The organism is Thalassospira sp. MIT1004, from assembly GCF_001858545.1.
Lineage (GTDB): Bacteria > Pseudomonadota > Alphaproteobacteria > Rhodospirillales > Thalassospiraceae > Thalassospira > Thalassospira xiamenensis.
Genome location: NZ_MCAO01000033.1, coordinates 64,718 through 83,241, shown reverse-complemented (window position 1 = coordinate 83,241; position 18,524 = coordinate 64,718). Strand labels below are relative to the sequence as shown.

Here is an 18,524-nt window from a genome sequence, read left to right as displayed (position 1 = left end):
TGGCGGCCCGTTTTTTGTTGTCCGAATGTGGGAATGTGCGCGAAGGCGCAAGGAAGCTATCCACCTGGTCGTTTACGCAAGACGGCAAATTCTTCTTCATCAAGGTCGACGGCCACGATGTCCGGACCATTGGTGTAAATCCGCCATTCCATATCGGTGTCATCGCATTCGATGTTAAGTTGATCGATCATGCTGTTCCATGTGCAGCTTTCCCAGTCGTCATCCGCTTCAAGCCGACCGGTTCCGTTATCGGACAGATGCATGACCAGCAGTTCTTCATCCTCGTCAACTGAGTAAACAGCGTAAGTTTCGTTTGCGAAACGGTAGTTGATTTCCTTACCATTCAATTGCCGCCATCCACGCGGCATAGGGGCATGAACATCGCGCTCGGCAAACAGGCTGGCCAGCGATTGCATGTGGCTGTTTGGCATGGTTCGCATGTCCGAGCCACATGCCGCCAGAAGCAACAAACCAGTCAATGAAAGTGCCGTATATAAACGGGTGCTAGTCATACCATGCTCCGTCGTGGCCGATGGTCATCAAGCGGGCAGGTTTTACCGACCCGCTTTGTGCTGTCTGTTTCAAAGCAAGATGCTTGCCACCCTTGGACTTGGGGGCTTTTATGGCTTCCCGCGCAGAGTGAAGACAAATGTTGCCCCGGGATCGGTCAGGGGGCGGGTCGTATCAAGCCATATCCGACCGCCATGCTGTTCTGCAATTTTCCGACATAGTGAAAGCCCAAGCCCGGTTCCGCTGAACTCATCTTTGTGCAAACGCTGGAACAGGCGGAAAATACGATGTGCATGTTCCGGATGAATGCCAATTCCATTATCGCGAACCGAAATACGCCAGAATCCGGGCATGTCGGGATCTCGCATGGCATGAATATCGATGTGAGGTGGGACGCCTGGGCGACGATATTTGATCGCATTCGACAACAGGTTCTGGAACAGACGAGACAAACTGATCCGATCACCGTTGATCACGGGCAGATCATTATGGGTAATGGTTGCCTGTTCCTGAACAATAATGGCCTTGAGGTCGGCTTGCGCTTCGTTAAGTACCTGATTGCAGTCGAGTTCCGCCATTTCATCATCGTTGCTGCCGGTTTTGGCATATTCCAGCAAATGGCTGATCAGTTTATGCATGCGCTTTGCGCCATCGACCGCATAGTCGATATATTCGTCCGCTTCCTGATCAAGTGATCCGCCATAACGGCGTTTCAAAAGCTGGGTATAGCTTGCGACCATGCGTAATGGCTGTTGCAGGTCGTGGGACGCGACATAGGCAAATTGTTCAAGGTCTTCATTGGTCCGCTTAAGCTGATCAAGGGTATCGCGAAGCTTGTTTGCATTTTCGACAAACTGGGTCACGTCGCGTGCGCTGCTGAATGTCATGCCCTCGAACGGACCAATGGCGTGCCACGCCAGCCATCGGGTTTCGCCGCGCTGATCGGAAATACGTAAAACCAGTTCTCTTTCCTGTGTATCGCCACTTTGCCGGTTTATGAAACTTGTGCGGATAGTTTCCCGGTCTTCTGGCAGGAAAAGAAATTCGACCGGCTTTCCGATCAGGTCATAGACCGCCTTGCCAACAAGTTCGGCCAATGCGGGGCTGAGGCCTTGCAGAATGCCTTCCATGTCGACTGCGATTGCAGGTTCTGGCGTATGATGCAGATAGGTTTCGAACGGGTGACAAAGTTCCTGCTGCGGGGCGATTTCCAGCAAAAGGACGGTAATGGTTTCACTGTCTTCTTCCTGGCGGCGTTGAGCCATCAGATAAAAGCGCTGGGTTTGACCGGCTGATGTCAGTATATCGACCATTGTGCCGATACGATTATCTTGCCACTCGTTGTCAATCAGCGGACTTCGTAGCTGTGCCCGCGATGCCGCGCCAAGACGTGACAGAAATGCATCGGCGGTTGGTTTGACATCGCCAAATTCAAGGCCGAGTATTTCCGGCCAGTTCAGACGAGATGTAAGAATTCCGGACGGGTTCTTTGACGACCAGCTTAAAATCGCACAGCCGCAATCAGACAGCGTGTTTTCTGAATCGTTGAAATGCTCGGCCAGGTCGGCGGCGCGCAAATGCTGTCGTTTCAGGCGCTGCCACAGCCAAACAGAAAGTCCCGCCATAATAACCAGCACGATCAGAAACAACGAGGCGTGAAGCATGATGGCTTCGCGCCAGTTGCCCAATAAAATGTGCCGCGGAATATAGGTCACAACGATACGGTCAAGCTGCGGCAAAATACTGTAGGCCATCAGCATCACGGTATTGCCATGCATGCACAGCAAACTGCCGCGATAGGCTTTTTGTTTGTCTATTTCGTCAAAAAGATCATCAACCAAATGGGGCGGGATGGTGCCGTTGATCTGATTGCGATCAGTATCCAGAACGCCAACGGAAAGATCGGGATTTTCATCAATGACGCGTTGCAGGTCGATTGTGCTGTTTTGCATCAGCACGGCACTCAGATGATAGGTGATGGCCATCATTTGCGCCCGCGCCTGATCAATCGCGCTGTCGTATAGTGTTTTCTGGATAAAGAAGAAGGAAAAAAGCAGGATCACCATGCCGGTCATCGTGAGCGCAGCCAGACGCTTTCGCAGTTTGCTTAACCCGCGTCGGGACAATGACGGCTCGATGGATGTCAGAAACATTTTCTTTGTTGCACCCTTGCCTGATCCTGCCTAACTGCCCCGGGATCAAAGCCTATGTTTTTTTGGTCGGGTTGAAAAGCTTTCAACCGGCAATAATGCGGATGATCTCATATAAAAAATCGCGCGGTGACAGCAACTTGCTCTTGTTCGGGGCATGTTGTTGCCATCAGGAAGGGACGATCATGCAAATCCGGGGCAGGGTGAAGGCGAATTCGCAGAACCGAATTCAAACACAGTGCTTCTAATTGAAGTTAAAAACCCCTATAAACCCGCTGTTGGCGATTGGTTTTTATCGCCAGGACGGCCAAGACGATCCGAAATTGCCGGTATCGCCCGCTTGCTCCGCGGCAGCACAACTTTTACTGCCGTGCCTTTCCAGATGTCGCTGCCTTGTGCAGGGCTGGCTGACCGGGATGGTGCAAACGGCGTGACACCGGCTTTGTGATAAATGATCGATGTGAAATGCGATCAAGTTTTGGCAAAAACCGAACCGAATTTTTGACATAACCATCGCCCAGTGCCAGAAGCAGCCATATGACCGATCTTAAGAACATTCGAAACTTTTCGATTATCGCGCATATCGACCACGGTAAATCGACCCTGGCCGATCGTTTGATCCAGCTTACCGGTGGTCTTACCGATCGCGAGATGTCCGAGCAGGTCCTCGACTCGATGGATATCGAACGCGAACGCGGGATCACCATCAAATCTCAGGCCGTGCGTTTGAAATACACGGCCAAGGATGGTCAGGAATATACCCTGAACCTGATGGATACGCCGGGTCACGTCGATTTTGCCTATGAAGTATCGCGTTCGCTTGCCGCGTGCGAAGGATCGCTTCTGGTGGTTGATGCCGCCCAGGGTGTCGAAGCGCAGACCCTGGCCAACGTTTATCAGGCGATTGATAACAACCACGAAATCGTGCCTGTCCTGAACAAGGTTGATCTGCCCGCCGCAGAACCGGACCGCGTCAAGGAACAGATCGAAGAAGTGATTGGCATTGACGCCAGTGACGCGCTGATGATTTCGGCCAAAACCGGTCTTGGTGTTCCTGATGTGCTTGAAGCATTGGTGCATCGTTTACCTGCTCCGACGGGCGATCCGGCGGCACCGCTTGAAGTCCTGCTGGTTGATAGCTGGTACGATTCATATCTTGGCGTGATGATTCTGGTGCGTGTCAAAGAAGGCACCCTGAAAAAAGGCCAGAAAATCCGCTTCATGAACGCCAAGGTTACCCACACGGTTGACCGTGTTGGCGTGTTCACGCCCAAGCCGCTTGCGCTTGATGAAATGGGGCCGGGTGAAGTCGGCTTTATCAATTGCGGTATGAAAACCGTTGCCGAATGCGAAGTCGGCGACACGATTACCGAAGAAAAACGTCCCTGCGCAAAACCGCTTGCCGGTTTCAAACCGTCCATTCCGGTAGTGTTCTGTGGCATTTTCCCGGTTGATACCAGCGAATATGATGTGCTGCGCGATGCGCTTGAAAAGCTGCACCTTAACGATGCATCCTTCCAGTTCGAGCCGGAAAACTCGACCGCACTGGGGCTTGGTTTCCGCTGTGGCTTCCTGGGGCTTTTGCATCTTGAAATCATTCAGGAGCGTCTTGAACGCGAGTTCGAACTTGATCTGATCACCACGGCACCGTCGGTTTCCTATAAAATCTCGATGACCAAGGGCGAAGATATTCTGCTGCATAACCCGGCGGATTTCCCCGATGTCACCAAGATCAAGGCGATTGAAGAACCCTGGATCAAGGCATCCATCATGGTGCCGGACGAATATCTTGGCGGCATTCTGACGCTTTGCACCGAACGTCGCGGCATTCAGCAGGACCTGACCTATGTCGGGAACCGGGCGATGGCGGTTTACAAACTGCCGCTGAACGAGGTGGTGTTTGATTTCTATGACCGCCTGAAATCGATTTCGCGTGGCTATGCCAGCTTTGATTATGAACTGGCGGGCTACGATGAAAGCGATCTGGTCAAGGTATCCATTCTGGTCAACGAAGAGCCGGTTGATGCGCTTGCATTGATGGTTCACCGGTCTGCTGCCGAACATCGGGGCCGCGAGATTTGCAAACGTCTAAAGGACCTTATCCCGCGCCAGATGTTCAAGGTCGCCATTCAGGCCGCCATCGGCGGCAAGGTGATCGCACGTGAAACGGTTTCTGCGATGCGTAAAGACGTGACAGCCAAGTGTTATGGCGGTGACGTGTCGCGTAAACGCAAACTTCTGGACAAACAGAAGGCCGGTAAGAAAAAGATGCGCCAGTTCGGCAAGGTCGAAATTCCACAGTCGGCCTTTATCAACGCCCTTAAAATGAGCGACGATAAATAAACCGATATTACGGCATCGAAACAAAGGCTGCATCCCATTGGGGATGCAGCCTTTTTCTTTGAGGGCTTTCGGCAATTCGTGCCATGCGTTATGGATAGGTCGTCATACCGTTTTGCTGCAGGAGCCCGCTATGGATCTTGAAATTCTTCAACGTCAGGAAGCCATCCTTGTCTTTGATCGCTTTGACGAGGAAACGGCGTGGGAAATCGGATCGGCCCTCGTGGCAGTGGCACGGGCACAGAGAGCCCCGGTTGTCGTTGACATCCGTACATCTGATCGCACCCTGTTCCACGCGGCCCTTTTGGGGGCAAAACCCGCCAATGATTCCTGGGCATATCGCAAAAGCAATCTGACGCTTCGCGAACATCAATCATCGATGCAGTTCGGATTGGCGTTGAAGGCCAAGGGCAAAACGCTTGCCGATCACGGGATTGATTTCGCCGATTATGCCGACCACGGCGGCAGTTTCCCGGTTCGCGTCAAAGGCGTTGGCGTGATCGCGGCAATCACCGTTTCCGGCCTTGCCTCGCACGAGGATCACGGGATGATTGTTGGTGTTCTTGAAGATTTTCTTGGGGTTTCGGCCTGACTCGGTTCGATTTCGGGTATCGGGTTATCGGCCAATGATCGTCAGCCAACTTTGAGTTCGGCAGGACGGGCTTCTGCCCATTTAAGCAGGGCATCCAATGCGGGGCACAATGATTGGCCCCATTCGCTCATGCGATATTCGACCTTGGGCGGCACCACCGGGTAAACTTTGCGTTCGATGATGCCGTCGGCTTCAAGCTGTCGAAGCTGCTGGGCGAGCATCTTTTGCGAAATGCCCGGGATCAGCTTTTCCAGATCTGAATAACGTTGCACCTTGCCGCCAAACAGATGGAAAAGAATGATCAGCTTCCATCGACCTTCAAGCATTTTAAAGATCGTTTCGACGTCTGATGCCGCAGTGACCGGCGTGTAGGTTTTCGCCATGCTTCAAGCCTGTTAGTTACTTACTTTAAAGTACGTACTTCCCAAAATGGGAGTTTGTTTGAAAAATGCCTGTCTGACAAGCAAACAGACAGGAACAAACAAGATGATCAAACTCCCTGAACCGATCACCGCATATTTTGATCCATCCAATAGCGTTGCCCAGAAGGTTGCGGCTTTCAATGAAACTGCAATTGTCGAAGACGAAAAGCAACGCCATCACGGCCAACCCGAAATCGGCAAATGGATGGAAGACGTCAAAGCAAAATACAACTTTGTCGCCGAGCCGATTGAAGTTGCCCATATAGCTGAACAATTTGCGGTGAAAGCCAAGGTCAGCGGTGACTTCCCCAACAGTCCGATTGAACTTGATTATCGGTTCGAACTTGCGAATGGCAAGATCGAAAAGCTTTTGATCGGCTAATCGACCGCGATTTTTGACGCAACTTTCCCAACAAAACAAGCGACCCGAAAATGTTTCAGCTTCCAGATCCTGCGCAGGAATTTGCGCAAAAACGCATAATTGTAACCGGCGGTACCAAAGGTACAGGAAAGGCCGTTTTTGAACGCATGATGGCGGGTGGCGGAACCCTGCTTACGGCGGCGCGGGGCGAGAAACCCGATGATATCGACAGCGATTGCTATGTGCAGGCGGACCTTTCAACCACGGCCGGCGTCGAAAAACTCGCCGCAGCTGCACAAGAACGCATGGGAGGAGTTGATATCCTGATCCACGTTCTGGGCGGGTCGTCAAACCCGTCCGGTGGCTTTGCCGTGATCGACGATGCCGGTTGGGAAAAGGAATTGAACCTTAACCTGATGGCGGCTGTGCGGTTGGACCGCTGTCTGGTGCCGGAAATGATCAGGCGTGGCAGCGGTGTTGTTGTGCATACCTCCTCAATTCAGCGGCGTTTGCCGTTATTTGACGCAACAACCGCCTACGCCGCAGCAAAGGCCGCGCTTACGACTTACAGCAAGGTTCTGTCAAAGGAAGTCGGCCCCAAAGGTGTTCGGGTCAATGCCGTTGCGCCGGGATGGATTTATACCGATGCCTCAAAGGCGATGGTCGAACGGATTGCAGAAGGCGGCGGTATCAGCGAGGAAGCCGCACGCCAAAGCATCCTTGATGCCTTGGGCGGCATCCCCTTGGGACGTCCGGCACAGCCGGAAGAAGTCGCAGAATTGATTGCCTTTCTGGCATCAAGCCGGGCGTCGTCGATTCATGGTGCGGAATATACCATCGATGGCGGCACGGTCCCGACCGTCTAGGAAAAGGACATTCGTGGTCGATCAGCTCGATTGATCGATATGTTCGATATCGGGGTCAATTCCCGCAAAGCTGGGCAGGGCCGTACTCATCCATAGATGCTTTTTTGCCTTGAAGGGCGTCGGGTCGTCGAAGCTGCCAAGCCTGAAATCAAGGAATTCGGGATAGTCGCCGTGCCGCCAGGTAAGGCTTGATCCGCATTTCGGGCAAAAGCCGCGAAACCGGTTGGGCGAACTTTCAAACTCGGCCGGTTTGCCTTCCCATTTTAGGGTCGCGGTCGGAAAGGTGACGAAGGTTGAGACGCCTGAACCGCTGTCTTTGCGGCACATGCCGCAATGGCAATGATTGCCGCCCGTCGGATCGCCAGAAACGGAAAAGCGCACCGCGCCACACAGACAACCGCCGGAATGAAGGGTGGTTTTATCGGCTGCGGGCATGGTGTGCTTTTCCTTTTTGATCAGGGCTTATTCCGCCAATGTTGCCAAGAGAAGGGGCCCAATCAACACCCTAATCGGCCGAGCTTGTTGTTGAAGGTTTTTAGTCTTCTAGAATAGGTTTGATTGCTTTTGATACGCATTTTGAAACGACCGTCCCACCAGCAATCAGCAGACCGATTGCCAATGTCATTCCAATCGTTAACATGATGCTCCCGCCAGAGCGGCCACGCATTGCCATTTCGAAAACGCTATTAAGTGTGAACATGAATATTATTGTTCCACACAGCAAGGTTCCGGCTCCGAACAATGCAAGTTTATGCATGTCGGTTAAAGGTGTGCGTTTTGCGGTGGACGGATTCTCAGGATTTTCCATTGCATTTTCCGGTTGCTGAAAATTTACTGCAATGACTTTAGGTGGTATTCCACCTGGATGGAAACGAAATTTGAAGCGTGACTGAGAAGAAAAAGCAAAAATCAGGCACAGAATCCTTGCCTGTTTGTTCGGAAAGCGCCCTAGCATAAAGGGCGCTTTCCTGAATGGTCTACAAGGCTCGTTACTCGTTCGGAACACCCGTCGTGGTGGAATATTCGAAATGGAATTCCTTGTCCGGGAACAGGTAGCTGCGCGCGGCATGGATGGCGCTGGCCCCTTCGGCAAAGCCTGACAGGATCAGTTTCAGTTTGTGCTCATAGGTCGCGATATCGCCAATCGCGAAGATGCCCGGAACCGACGTTGCCATCGTGGCCTGCGTCACACCGATATGGTTGCGATCAAGGTTAAGCCCCCAATCGGCAATCGGACCCAGTTCCATGGCAAGGCCAAAGAACGGCAACAGGTGATCTGCTTCCAGTGCAAGTTCCTCGCCCTTAAGCGTCGCAACGACGACATGGGAAAGCTTGCCATTGTCACCCTTGAGGCTCTTGAGCTGATAGGGAATGACCATCTCGATCTTTCCGGCTTCGGCAAGGGCCTGCAATTTTGCGCTGCTGTCCGGTGCGGCGCGGAATTTCGGGCGACGATGAACAACCATGACCTTTTCGGCGATGTCATGAAGGGAAAGCGCCCAATCAACAGCCGAATCCCCGCCACCGGCAATGACAACCTTTTTGCCGGCGAAATCGGCGCGGCGTTTGACGTAATACTGAACGCCGCCGCTGCCTTCGTAATCTTCAAGGCCGTCCATCGGCGGTTTGTTCGGGCCAAAGGCACCGCAACCGGCCGCAATCACAACCGCACCCGCATCAATGATGGTGCCGACCGAGGTTTCCAGCGTGAAACGGCCATCGTCACGCTTTTCAAGTTTGATCACCTGCTGACCGAGATGATAGGTCGGCTCGAACGGGGCGGCCTGTTTGGCCAGCTGATCAATCAGGTCCTGACCGGCAATTTGCGGATGGGCCGGGATATCGAAAATCGGCTTTTCGGGATAAAGCGCGCTGCATTGCCCGCCAACCATATCAAGCGCATCAATGACATGTGTTTTAAGCCCCAGCATTCCGGCTTCGAAAACGGCGAAAAGCCCGATAGGGCCAGCGCCAATTATGGCGATATCGGTGCTGTACGATGCGTCTGACATGTTCATTCCATCCAAATAACATCAGGTCGATAAAAGCGACGGTAATTCATAGCCTGAATCATATATGTGCGAGATAACATTTGGGACCGGTTATCGCAATGTAAACCGGCCTTTCCCGCCGTTTTTAACCTTGTGCGCGGGTTGCCTTTATCCTTGCACGTAAAATCATTGCGAAGGATGGTCCCGTCACCCTACAAATAGGGTCAGCTTGCAATCAATTGACGGATATCATGATCAGGACAGTTACTGTCAGCGACCAGAACGGGACAGAAGCCCTTGCCGGGAAACTTGCCGCATTGGCAAAGCCGGGTGACGTGATCCTGATGCATGGGACACTGGGCATGGGGAAAAGTGCCTTTTGCCGGGCCTATATCCGTGCGTTGGCCAACAATCCGCATGAAGAAGTTCCCAGTCCGACCTTCACCCTGGTGCAGATTTACGAACTTGCTCCCATCCCTGTCTGGCATTTCGATTTGTATCGGTTGTCCGATCCCGAAGAAATCCACGAGCTTGATATCGAAGATGCCTTTGCCGATGGCGTCAGTCTGATTGAATGGCCTGACCGGCTGGAATATCTGACGCCCGAAAATCGTCTTGATATTCATATCGAACCCGGATCAACAATTGATGCGCGGGTGTTTCAGCTTCTTCCGCACGGTGCCGATTGGCAGAAGCGCATTGAAAATCTCGATGAGGTTGCATCATGAATGCGGCGGCACGACAGGATGTGATTGATCTTTTCCTTGGGAAAAACGGCTGGCGTGATGTGGTGCCGGTGCCGTTGGTCGATGACGCCTCTGCACGGAAATACTATCGTCTGGATGACGGTCGCCGCACCGCTTTGTTGATGGATTTTCCCATTGATGCCATCAGCGTTGATCCGCACGGCATCCATGAGAATCCCGAACGCCCGGCATCTGTGGCGCCCGTGATGACAACGACAGACCTGTTCATGCAGGCAGGCTGGCGCGTACCGGCAATCTATGCCAGCGATGTGTCGCAGGGTCTTGTCCTGATCGAGGATTTTGGCGATCTGACCTTTACACGGGCGCTCGACCAGAATGGGGCGTCCAAACCGGCCCTTTATCTTCGGGCGGTGGATCAGTTGATTAACCTGCATCGCTATTGCGATACAAAAACGGCGCGGGCCCGGATGCAGGCAGAGGCCGATCTGGTGGTTTACGGGCCGGATAATTTCAGGCGTATGCTGAAAAGCTTCAAGGATGACTATCTGCCGTTGATCATTGCCGATCCGGTCCGACGCAATCAGGCCATGATTGATTTTGACGTGATGCTTGATGGCGTTTTGCCGTCATGCTGGAAAACCGGCACGGTCATCATTCACCGCGACTATCACGTCGATAACCTGATGCTGGTTGAAAATGACGAGGGCGGCGAGGATTGCGGGATCATTGATTTTCAGGACGCCGCAATCGCCCCACGGCCCTATGATCTGGTGTCGTTATTGCGTGATGTCCGGCATGATATCGGTTCGGAACTCGAAGCCAGTCTGAAGGATCGTTATTGTGCAGCCTTCGAAAATCTGGATCATTCCGATTTCGAAACATCATATATGGCCTGCAATATGGTAAGGAATTTCAGGATACTGGGCCGGTTTGGCTGGTTGGCGATCAAGGCGGGCAAACGACGCTATTTCGATTTCATCCCGCGCTGCTGGGAATTGATCCTGCGCGATGCAGACCGCAATTTACCTGAATTGGCGGCATGGATTGCAAATTATATCCCGGTTGAGGCACGAATGGCCCCGTCACTTTCCGGCGCACGCCAATCGTCCGAACAGGGGGCATCCTGATGAGGGATAACACCGCAAAGGCGCAAGCAATGGTCCTGGCCGCGGGGTTTGGCAAACGCATGCGTCCGATCACCGATCACATGCCAAAACCACTGGTTCCGGTTGCGGGGAAGCCGATGCTTGATCATGTGCTTGATAAACTGGCGGATGCCGGGTTTGATCAGGCGGTGGTGAATTGTCACTATCTTGGCCAGATGATTGTCGACCACGTCGCCACCCGGACCCTGCCACGGGTTCTGTGCTCGCCCGAGGAAGACTTGCTTGAAACAGGCGGTGGGGTGAAAAAGGCCCTGCCAATGCTTGATGATCAGGCTGTGCTGGTTGCCAATGCGGATGTTTTCTGGACCGAGGGGGCGGAGCCGCTTTTTGACCGCCTGACAGAGGCCTTCGATCCGGACCATATGGACGCGTTGCTTGCGATCTATCCGGTCGAAGGGGCGTTTGGTTATGACGGTGCGGGTGATTTCTTCTGGCAGGTCGATGGTCGGTTGAAGCGTCGCGGCGATGCCGTGTCTGCCCCGTATTTCTTTACCGGTGTTCAAATCCTGTCGCCGCGATTGTTTGAAAATACCCCTGATGGCGCGTTTTCATCAAATCTGGTTTACGACAAGGCTTTGGCATCGGGGCGCTGCTTTGGTTTGGTTCATGACGGGGATTATTTCCATATCGGCACGCCAGAAGCATTGGCCGATGCCGAAATCGTCATCGCAGACGCTTTGGCGCATGAAAGTGCCGCCAGAATGGCAAAAGCAGCCAAAGCCGGGGGCGGTTGATGGCGGATCTGTTCGATTATATGGACGCCGCCGATCACTTTGCCGCACCGGCGGCACAGCCTGAAAACCTGTTTTATATTCCGCCGGGCGCTGCATTTGCCGATCTGATCGCAAAACAGTTGATGGCGGAAACCGCAGCAGAGCCGGTCGCCTTACCTGATTATGTCCTGATGGTACCCAATCGCCGGTCGGCAAAGGTAATGCGCGATGCGTTCCTTCGTCAGTCGAATGGGGCGGTGACCATGCTGCCGACCATCCGCGCATTGGGCGAGGCTGACGAGGACGAACTGGCGATTTATGGTGCAGGCGGCGAACAGGCGGCCCTTGATCTGCCGCCATCCATTCCGGATTTGCAACGAAAACTGCTGCTAACCCGTCTGATCATGAACCGGCCCGATCATAAGGGTGATAAACCAACCGCGGATCAGGCCGCCCGTCTGGCCGGGGAACTGGCGCGGTTTCTTGATCAGGTACAGACCGAAAATTGCAAATTTGATGATCTTAAGGGGCTGGTGCCTGCCGAATTTGCCGAACATTGGCAATTGACGCTGGAATTTCTGCAAATCCTTACCTTGCACTGGCCGGCCATTCTGGAAACCCATCAGGTCAGTGACCGGGCCATGCGCCGCAATGCCCTGATTGCCGCCCAGATTGATCTTTGGCGCGATAACCCGCCGGCCGCACCGGTGATCATTGCCGGGTCAACCGGCCCGTTTCCGGCATTGCGTGATTTGATGAAGGCTGTGCTGGCAATGCCCCGGGGGCGCGTGGTCCTGCCCGGCCTGATGACGGGGTTGGGGCGTGATGACTGGCAGGCGATTAACGAGGATGCCACCCACCCGCAACATCTTTTGGGGACAACGTTGCGCCATATCGGGCGTGATCCGGGGACGGTCCTGATCTGGCCATCGGTACCGCAATCGTACCCGCAGGATGAAGAACGCCGACGATTGACGCGCGAGGCCCTGCGCCCGGCGCAAACAACCGACCAATGGCGCCATATCGCCAATTTCGCGCCAGAAATTCTGGATGGCGTTCTGCGGGTTGACTGCTCCGGCGCGCGCGAAGAGGCCGCGACGATTGCGCTTATGATGCGCGACGCCTTGGAACATCCCGGTAAAACCTGTGCTCTGGTAACCCCGGATCGCGGCCTGGCGCGCCGTGTTGCCACGGAACTGCGTCGCTGGGAAATCGAAATTGATGATTCCGCAGGCATTCCGTTGCATGACACAGCGCCCGCAATCTATTTGCGCCTTGTCGTGCGCGCCGTGCAGGAGCAATTTGCCCCGGTGCCCTTGCTGGAGCTTCTGAAACATCCGCTGAGTGCGGCGGGGCTTCCGCCGGAACAGTTCCGTGTCCTGGCCCGGCAAATGGAACAGTATGTTTTGCGTGGCGCGCGTCCCGGTCCGGGGCTGGACGGCTTGCAGGTGGCGCTGGATGGCTGGCGCGATGAGACGATTGATCGCATCACCGCGTCCGGGGCGGATAACGCGGCCCCGCGGATCGAACGTATTCGCGATGATCATGCGCGACTTTCCGATCTGATTTCCCGGTTTGAAGACAGTCTTGCGCCTTTGCTCGATCTGATGGATGAAAAATCGATCTCGCCGGTGGGGGCCCTGCGCAGTCACATCATGGCCGCCGAAGCCCTTGCCGCAAGCGACGTGCAGGATGGTGCCGAACGGCTTTGGCGTGGCGAAGCGGGCGAAGCCCTGGCTGATTTCGTCCACGAATTATTGCAGGCCCTGACAGATTTCGTTCCGATGCCGGGTATCCGGTATGCAGCCTTTCTGGATGCCTTGATGGCTGATCGTGCGGTGCGTCCGCGTTATGGCAAACATCCGCGCCTGTTTATCTGGGGCACGGTCGAAGCCCAGATGCAGCAGGCCGATCTGACCATTCTGGGCGGTTTGAACGAGGGTGTCTGGCCGCCCGAGGCCGGGGCCGATCCTTGGATGAGCCGCCCGATGCGGCGTAATTTCGGCCTTCCGGCACCTGAACATCGGGTCGGGCAATCCGCCCATGATTTTCAACAGCTTTTCTGTGCGCCTGATGTGGTCATGACCCGTGCGCTGCGCGTTGAAGGCACGCCAACTGTGCCGTCCCGCTGGTTGTTACGGATTGAAAACATTCTTCGGAAGTCGGGCGTTTCAATGGAAAAGCCGGATGCCCATGCATGGCGTGCCTTGGCCGATCTGCTGGATGAACCGCGCGATGACATGCGCCGCAAAATTGGCCGTCCGGCACCAACGCCGCCGGTTTCCGCCCGTCCAAAACGGTTGTCGGTTACCCAGATTGAAACATGGATGCGTGATCCGTATGCGATCTATGCCCGGCATATCCTTGGTTTGCGCAAACTTGACGGGGTGGACGAAGATCCCGGTGCGGCGGATTACGGCAACCTGATCCATGATGCTCTTGATCAGTTTATTTCGAGATACCCGGATCATTTGCCACCGGATGGCGAACAGGAATTGATCATGATCGGGCGGGCGGTGTTCAAACCGCTTGCGGCCCGGCCCGGCCTTTGGGCGTTCTGGTGGCCACGGTTCGAGAGGATTGCCCGCTGGTTCATCCAGACGGAGGCAGCACGCCGGGATCATGTGCGCAGATCCTATACCGAACAATCCGGTACGCTTGAAACCGCGACCGGGTTCGAAGTTTATGCCCGTGCGGACCGGATTGACATGCTGCGCGATGGCGGGATCGCGATCATTGATTATAAAACCGGCATGCCGCCCAGTCAGACGGACGTTGCCAATGGCTTTGCTCCGCAATTGCCGCTTGAGGCCGCGATTGCGCAGAACGGCGGATTTAAGGATGTCCCGGCCGGTCCACCGGCTTCCATGGCGTTCTGGAAGCTTTCCGGTGGCGACCCCGCAGGTGAAATCCGCGAGATTGATACCAAACGCATGAAAACCACCCCGGCGGAGCTTGCGCGTGATGCGGTGGCCGGGGTCAATGCACTTGCCACCGCATTTGACGACGAAAATACACCTTACCTGAGTGTGCCGCACCCGGATCATGCGCCAAAATATTCCGATTATGTTCATCTCGCACGCCTGCGCGAATGGATGGGCAGCGAGGATACGGAGCAAGAGGACAGCAAAGATAATGGGGGGCGCGACGCATGACCGAAATTCGCGGAACCGATCCCAATATCCTGCAACGCAATGCATCCGATCCGATGGCCTCGGTCTGGGTGTCGGCATCGGCTGGTGCCGGCAAGACCAAGGTTCTGTCGGATCGGGTACTGCGCCTGATGCTGTCGGGGACCGAGCCCCATCGCATCCTGTGCCTGACCTTTACCAAGGCCGCCGCGGCGGAAATGGCCAACCGCGTCAATGAACGGCTGGGTCATTGGGCAACGATGGAAGATCGTGAACTTCAGGACGATCTTTTCAAACTGGCCGGAACGGCACCAAGCGTTGATGAAACCCGCCGTGCGCGCCGCCTGTTTGCATCGGTTCTTGATGCGCCGGGCGGGATGAAAATCCAGACGATCCACGCCTTCTGTCAGTCATTGCTGCGCCGTTTCCCGCTCGAAGCCGGGCTGGCACCGCATTTTGAAATCATGGATGACCGTACTGCGGCCGAAACCATGGCCGACGTTCAGGAAGAAGTACTGGCCTTTGCCCGAAATGGCCGGGATGACGATCTGGCTGATGCCCTGTCGGTCGTGACCGGACAGGTCCGCGAAGGTGCCTTTGGCGAGGTCATGGGCGAATTGGCGCGTGAACGCGGCCGGTTGAAACGCATGCTGATACGCCATGGCGGTGCGGCACGCATGCGCGATGCGGTTTATGCGGCACTTGGCGTTCCCAACGGCCAAAGCGAGGATGATATCCTGCGCAAGGCCCTATCCGATGATGCCTTTGATCGGGATGGGCTGATGCGTGGATTAGCCGCACTTGAGGCGGGCACCAAAACCGATCAGGATCGTGTGCCCGCATTGGCCCAATTCCTTGAAAAAACCGGTATCGAGGATCGGTTGGCGGTGTTTTCAGATTATCGCGGTGTCTTCTTTACCGCCGCAGGAGAACCGCGTGCCAAACTGATCACGAAAAAAGCCGCCGAAAACCATCCGATGGGGGCCGATGCGCTGGAGGCCGAATGTGCCCGTCTGATCGAAATTGACCGTTTGCGCAAAGCCGCCGCATTGGCCGGTGCCACATCGGCCCTGATCCGTATCGGCAATGCGATGCTGGATCGTTATGCCGCGAAAAAGGCGCTGCATGCCCGCCTTGATTATGACGATCTGATCCTGACCAGTCTGCAGTTATTGCAACAGCAGGCCGGGATTGCCGGGTGGGTTTTGTTCAAACTCGACGAAGGTCTTGATCATATCCTGATTGACGAGGCACAGGACACCAACCCCGAACAATGGGAAGTGGTGCGTATTCTGGCAGAGGAATTCTTTGCCGGTGCCGGGCAGCATGATGAAAAGCCACGGACAATCTTTGCCGTTGGGGATGCGAAACAATCGATTTACAGCTTCCAGCGCGCCGATCCCGAAAAATTCACCCAGATGCGGGCCTATTTCCGCGAACGGGCGCGCGAAATCGAAGCCGAATGGCGCGAAGTCCCGATGAATATATCGTTTCGTTCAACCGATGCCGTGCTGGGCACGGTGGACCGGGTTTTTGCCGGGATGATCGCGAAACAGGGGGTGGGCGATGATGGTGCCGATGTCAGTCACAGTCCGTTCCGTGTCGGGCAGGCCGGTCGGATCGAATTGTGGCCGGCGGTCGAACCGCAGGAAAGAGCCGCCGAGGACCCGTGGACCCCACCAACCCGTATCGTGCGCCTTGAGGACCCGGAAATCCGCCTTGCGCGGGTAATCGCCGGGCGTATCCGCCATGCAATCGACACCCGAGAGGAACTGACATCGCGCGGACGTCCGGTGCGGGCAGGTGATTTCATGATCCTGGTGCGACGTCGGACGGCCTTTGTCGACGAGGTCGTCAAGGCGTTAAAGGAACGCAACGTTCCGGTTGCCGGTGTGGACCGTATGCAGATCACCGATCAGCTTGCCGTGATGGACCTGATCGCCTTTGGCCGGTTTCTTCTGATGCCCGAAGACGACCTGACATTGGCCGAGGTCCTCAAAAGCCCGCTGATCGGGTTTGACGATGATCAGTTGTTTGCGATTGCCCATAACCGTCCGCGCACCCTTTGGCTTGCCTTGCGCGAAAAGGCAGGCAGTGATGATGCCGATCCGGCCTTCCTTTCGGCCTATGAATTCCTGTTCAAATGGCTGGGACGTGTGGATTACGAACGTCCGTTCGAACTGTTTGCCGAACTTCTGGGTGGGCGCGGTGATGATGCGCGCGGGGTGCGCGCACGTCTGGTCGGGCGGCTCGGGATCGAAGCAAACGACCCGATTGACGAATTCCTTAACCTTGCCATGGGCTACGAAGCCGATCATGCGCCGACCTTGCAGGGGTTTCTGCACTGGCTGATGGCAGGCGACGCCGAAATCAAGCGTGACCTTGAACAAAGCGGCCGTGACGAGGTCCGGATCATGACGGTGCATGGGGCCAAGGGCCTGCAGGCGCCCATCGTATTCCTGCCCGATACCATGCAGGTACCAACACAGGCGCCCAACCTGTTCTGGCAGGAAGATCGCGACCTGATGTATTGGCTGCCACGTGTGGCATTGGAAACCGATGTGGTTTCGCGTCTGCGTGATGGCATCGCGGTGAAGCGCGATCAGGAATATAACCGCCTGCTGTATGTGGCGCTGACGCGCGCCGAAGACCGGCTTTATATCTGCGGCTGGCAGGGCAAGCGCAAGGCACCCGATCATTGCTGGTACAATCTGTGTCAGCAGGCGATGGAGGGCTATGCGAGTTCCGAAACATTCGATTTTACGGAATTTTCGGGGTCCGGCTGGTCGGGCGACGGTTGGGTATGGGAAACCGATCAGCGCGAAGCGCCTCGGGCAGACAAGGTCACTGCCGCGACCGGCACCGCCGATTTGTCCACGCGCGTTCTGATTCGCGACATCGCGCCGACCGAAGCCTTCCCGCCAAAACCGCTGGCACCCAGCCGCCCGCTTGAAGAAGAGCCCTCTGTGCAATCTCCGTTGGGCGGGGATCAGGGGCAAAGTTTCAAACGCGGGCTTCTGATTCACAAGCTGCTTGAACTGTTGCCCGACCTGCCCGAAGCCAAAAGGCGGGATGCCGCCGAACGGTTCCTTGCCCAGCCGGTGCATGCGCTTGATGCAGACCAGCAGCGTGAAATCACCAGTGAAACAATCGCGATCTTTGAAAATCCCGAATTTGCGCCGGTGTTTGATACGGGATCAAGGGCCGAGGTACCATTGGTTGGCATTGTCGGCGGAGACGTCGTTTCCGCCCAGATTGACCGTCTGGTGGTGCGTGAAAACGACGTCATGATCGTTGATTTTAAAACAAATCGGCCGCCCCCACGCGATGTCGAGGGCACACCACGTGCCTATCGTCGGCAGATGTCGATTTACAAGGCGGCACTGGGCCAGATGTACCCGGATAAAAACATTCGGTGTTACATCCTTTGGACCAACGGACCATGGATGGTCGAGCTGCCCGAACACATCATGAGACTGTAACGCGCTTGACCTTTGCGTCGGTGCTGCCTACCTTTGCCTCCATACAGCGGATCGAGGTTGGAGGGGAAACCCGACTTGGCCTCGTAACAACCA

15 protein-coding genes are annotated in these 18,524 nt (G+C 55.2%); 9 read left to right on the top strand and 6 right to left on the bottom strand.

From position 1 onward, the window contains the following. Nucleotides 1–56: 56 nt before the first annotated feature. Nucleotides 57–512 (bottom strand): hypothetical protein, encoded by a 456-nt coding sequence (locus tag BC440_RS11915; RefSeq protein ID WP_063092451.1) that lies wholly within the window; start codon nucleotides 510–512, stop codon nucleotides 57–59. Nucleotides 513–620: 108 nt separating this feature from the next. Then, on the bottom strand, nucleotides 621–2,663 hold the full coding sequence (locus tag BC440_RS11910; RefSeq protein WP_063092452.1) for an ATP-binding protein: 2,043 nt from the start codon (nucleotides 2,661–2,663) through the stop codon (nucleotides 621–623). 534 nt (nucleotides 2,664–3,197) lie between these two features. On the opposite strand from BC440_RS11910, the gene lepA reads away from it, so the two are divergent. Further along, the gene (gene lepA / locus BC440_RS11905; protein ID WP_007088706.1) at nucleotides 3,198–5,003 is read left to right on the top strand and encodes a translation elongation factor 4; all 1,806 of its coding nucleotides are present in this window, start codon (nucleotides 3,198–3,200) and stop codon (nucleotides 5,001–5,003) included. Nucleotides 5,004–5,133: 130 nt separating this feature from the next. Then, nucleotides 5,134–5,592: a heme-degrading domain-containing protein gene (locus BC440_RS11900; protein WP_037988388.1), complete on the top strand. Its 459-nt coding sequence runs from the start codon at nucleotides 5,134–5,136 to the stop codon at nucleotides 5,590–5,592. Nucleotides 5,593–5,633: 41 nt separating this feature from the next. Here BC440_RS11900 and BC440_RS11895 read toward each other — a convergent pair whose 3' ends face one another. Next, nucleotides 5,634–5,975: a winged helix-turn-helix transcriptional regulator gene (locus BC440_RS11895; RefSeq protein ID WP_007088708.1), complete on the bottom strand. Its 342-nt coding sequence runs from the start codon at nucleotides 5,973–5,975 to the stop codon at nucleotides 5,634–5,636. A gap of 103 nt (nucleotides 5,976–6,078) precedes the next feature. Between BC440_RS11895 and BC440_RS11890 the strand changes: the two genes are divergently transcribed. Together BC440_RS11890 and BC440_RS11885 are read left to right on the top strand one after the other, a co-directional pair. Further along, nucleotides 6,079–6,396 (top strand): hypothetical protein, encoded by a 318-nt coding sequence (locus BC440_RS11890; RefSeq protein WP_063092454.1) that lies wholly within the window; start codon nucleotides 6,079–6,081, stop codon nucleotides 6,394–6,396. A 50-nt stretch (nucleotides 6,397–6,446) separates the two neighbouring features. Then, on the top strand, nucleotides 6,447–7,241 hold the full coding sequence (locus BC440_RS11885) for an SDR family oxidoreductase (RefSeq protein ID WP_007088710.1): 795 nt from the start codon (nucleotides 6,447–6,449) through the stop codon (nucleotides 7,239–7,241). Nucleotides 7,242–7,262: 21 nt separating this feature from the next. Here BC440_RS11885 and BC440_RS11880 read toward each other — a convergent pair whose 3' ends face one another. The 3 genes from BC440_RS11880 to BC440_RS11870 all read right to left on the bottom strand — a co-directional run bounded on the left by BC440_RS11880 (nucleotide 7,263) and on the right by BC440_RS11870 (nucleotide 9,253). Beyond that, on the bottom strand, nucleotides 7,263–7,676 hold the full coding sequence (locus BC440_RS11880; protein WP_063092455.1) for a GFA family protein: 414 nt from the start codon (nucleotides 7,674–7,676) through the stop codon (nucleotides 7,263–7,265). Nucleotides 7,677–7,776: 100 nt separating this feature from the next. Continuing rightward, nucleotides 7,777–8,196, bottom strand: coding sequence for a hypothetical protein (locus BC440_RS11875; protein ID WP_063092456.1), 420 nt, complete (start codon nucleotides 8,194–8,196; stop codon nucleotides 7,777–7,779). Between the two features lie 34 nt (nucleotides 8,197–8,230). Further along, nucleotides 8,231–9,253, bottom strand: coding sequence for an NAD(P)/FAD-dependent oxidoreductase (locus BC440_RS11870; protein ID WP_063092457.1), 1,023 nt, complete (start codon nucleotides 9,251–9,253; stop codon nucleotides 8,231–8,233). A gap of 230 nt (nucleotides 9,254–9,483) precedes the next feature. On the opposite strand from BC440_RS11870, the gene tsaE reads away from it, so the two are divergent. The 5 genes from tsaE to addA are packed head-to-tail and all read left to right on the top strand — an operon-like array spanning nucleotide 9,484 to nucleotide 18,431. Further along, a complete protein-coding gene (gene tsaE / locus BC440_RS11865; RefSeq protein ID WP_063092458.1) occupies nucleotides 9,484–9,960 on the top strand; it encodes a tRNA (adenosine(37)-N6)-threonylcarbamoyltransferase complex ATPase subunit type 1 TsaE in 477 nt (158 codons plus the stop codon). Continuing rightward, complete coding sequence (locus tag BC440_RS11860; protein ID WP_063092459.1) at nucleotides 9,957–11,066, top strand: phosphotransferase; 1,110 nt, start codon at nucleotides 9,957–9,959, stop codon at nucleotides 11,064–11,066. Before tsaE ends, BC440_RS11860 begins: the two co-directional genes overlap by 4 nt. Further along, entirely contained in the window at nucleotides 11,066–11,839 is a 774-nt protein-coding gene (locus BC440_RS11855) for a nucleotidyltransferase family protein (protein ID WP_063092460.1), read from the top strand. Before BC440_RS11860 ends, BC440_RS11855 begins: the two co-directional genes overlap by 1 nt. Continuing rightward, entirely contained in the window at nucleotides 11,839–14,973 is a 3,135-nt protein-coding gene (addB, locus tag BC440_RS11850; protein ID WP_063092461.1) for a double-strand break repair protein AddB, read from the top strand. The genes BC440_RS11855 and addB overlap by 1 nt, the downstream gene beginning before the upstream one ends. Beyond that, nucleotides 14,970–18,431: a double-strand break repair helicase AddA gene (addA, locus tag BC440_RS11845; protein WP_063092462.1), complete on the top strand. Its 3,462-nt coding sequence runs from the start codon at nucleotides 14,970–14,972 to the stop codon at nucleotides 18,429–18,431. The genes addB and addA overlap by 4 nt, the downstream gene beginning before the upstream one ends. Nucleotides 18,432–18,524: the final 93 nt, after the last annotated feature.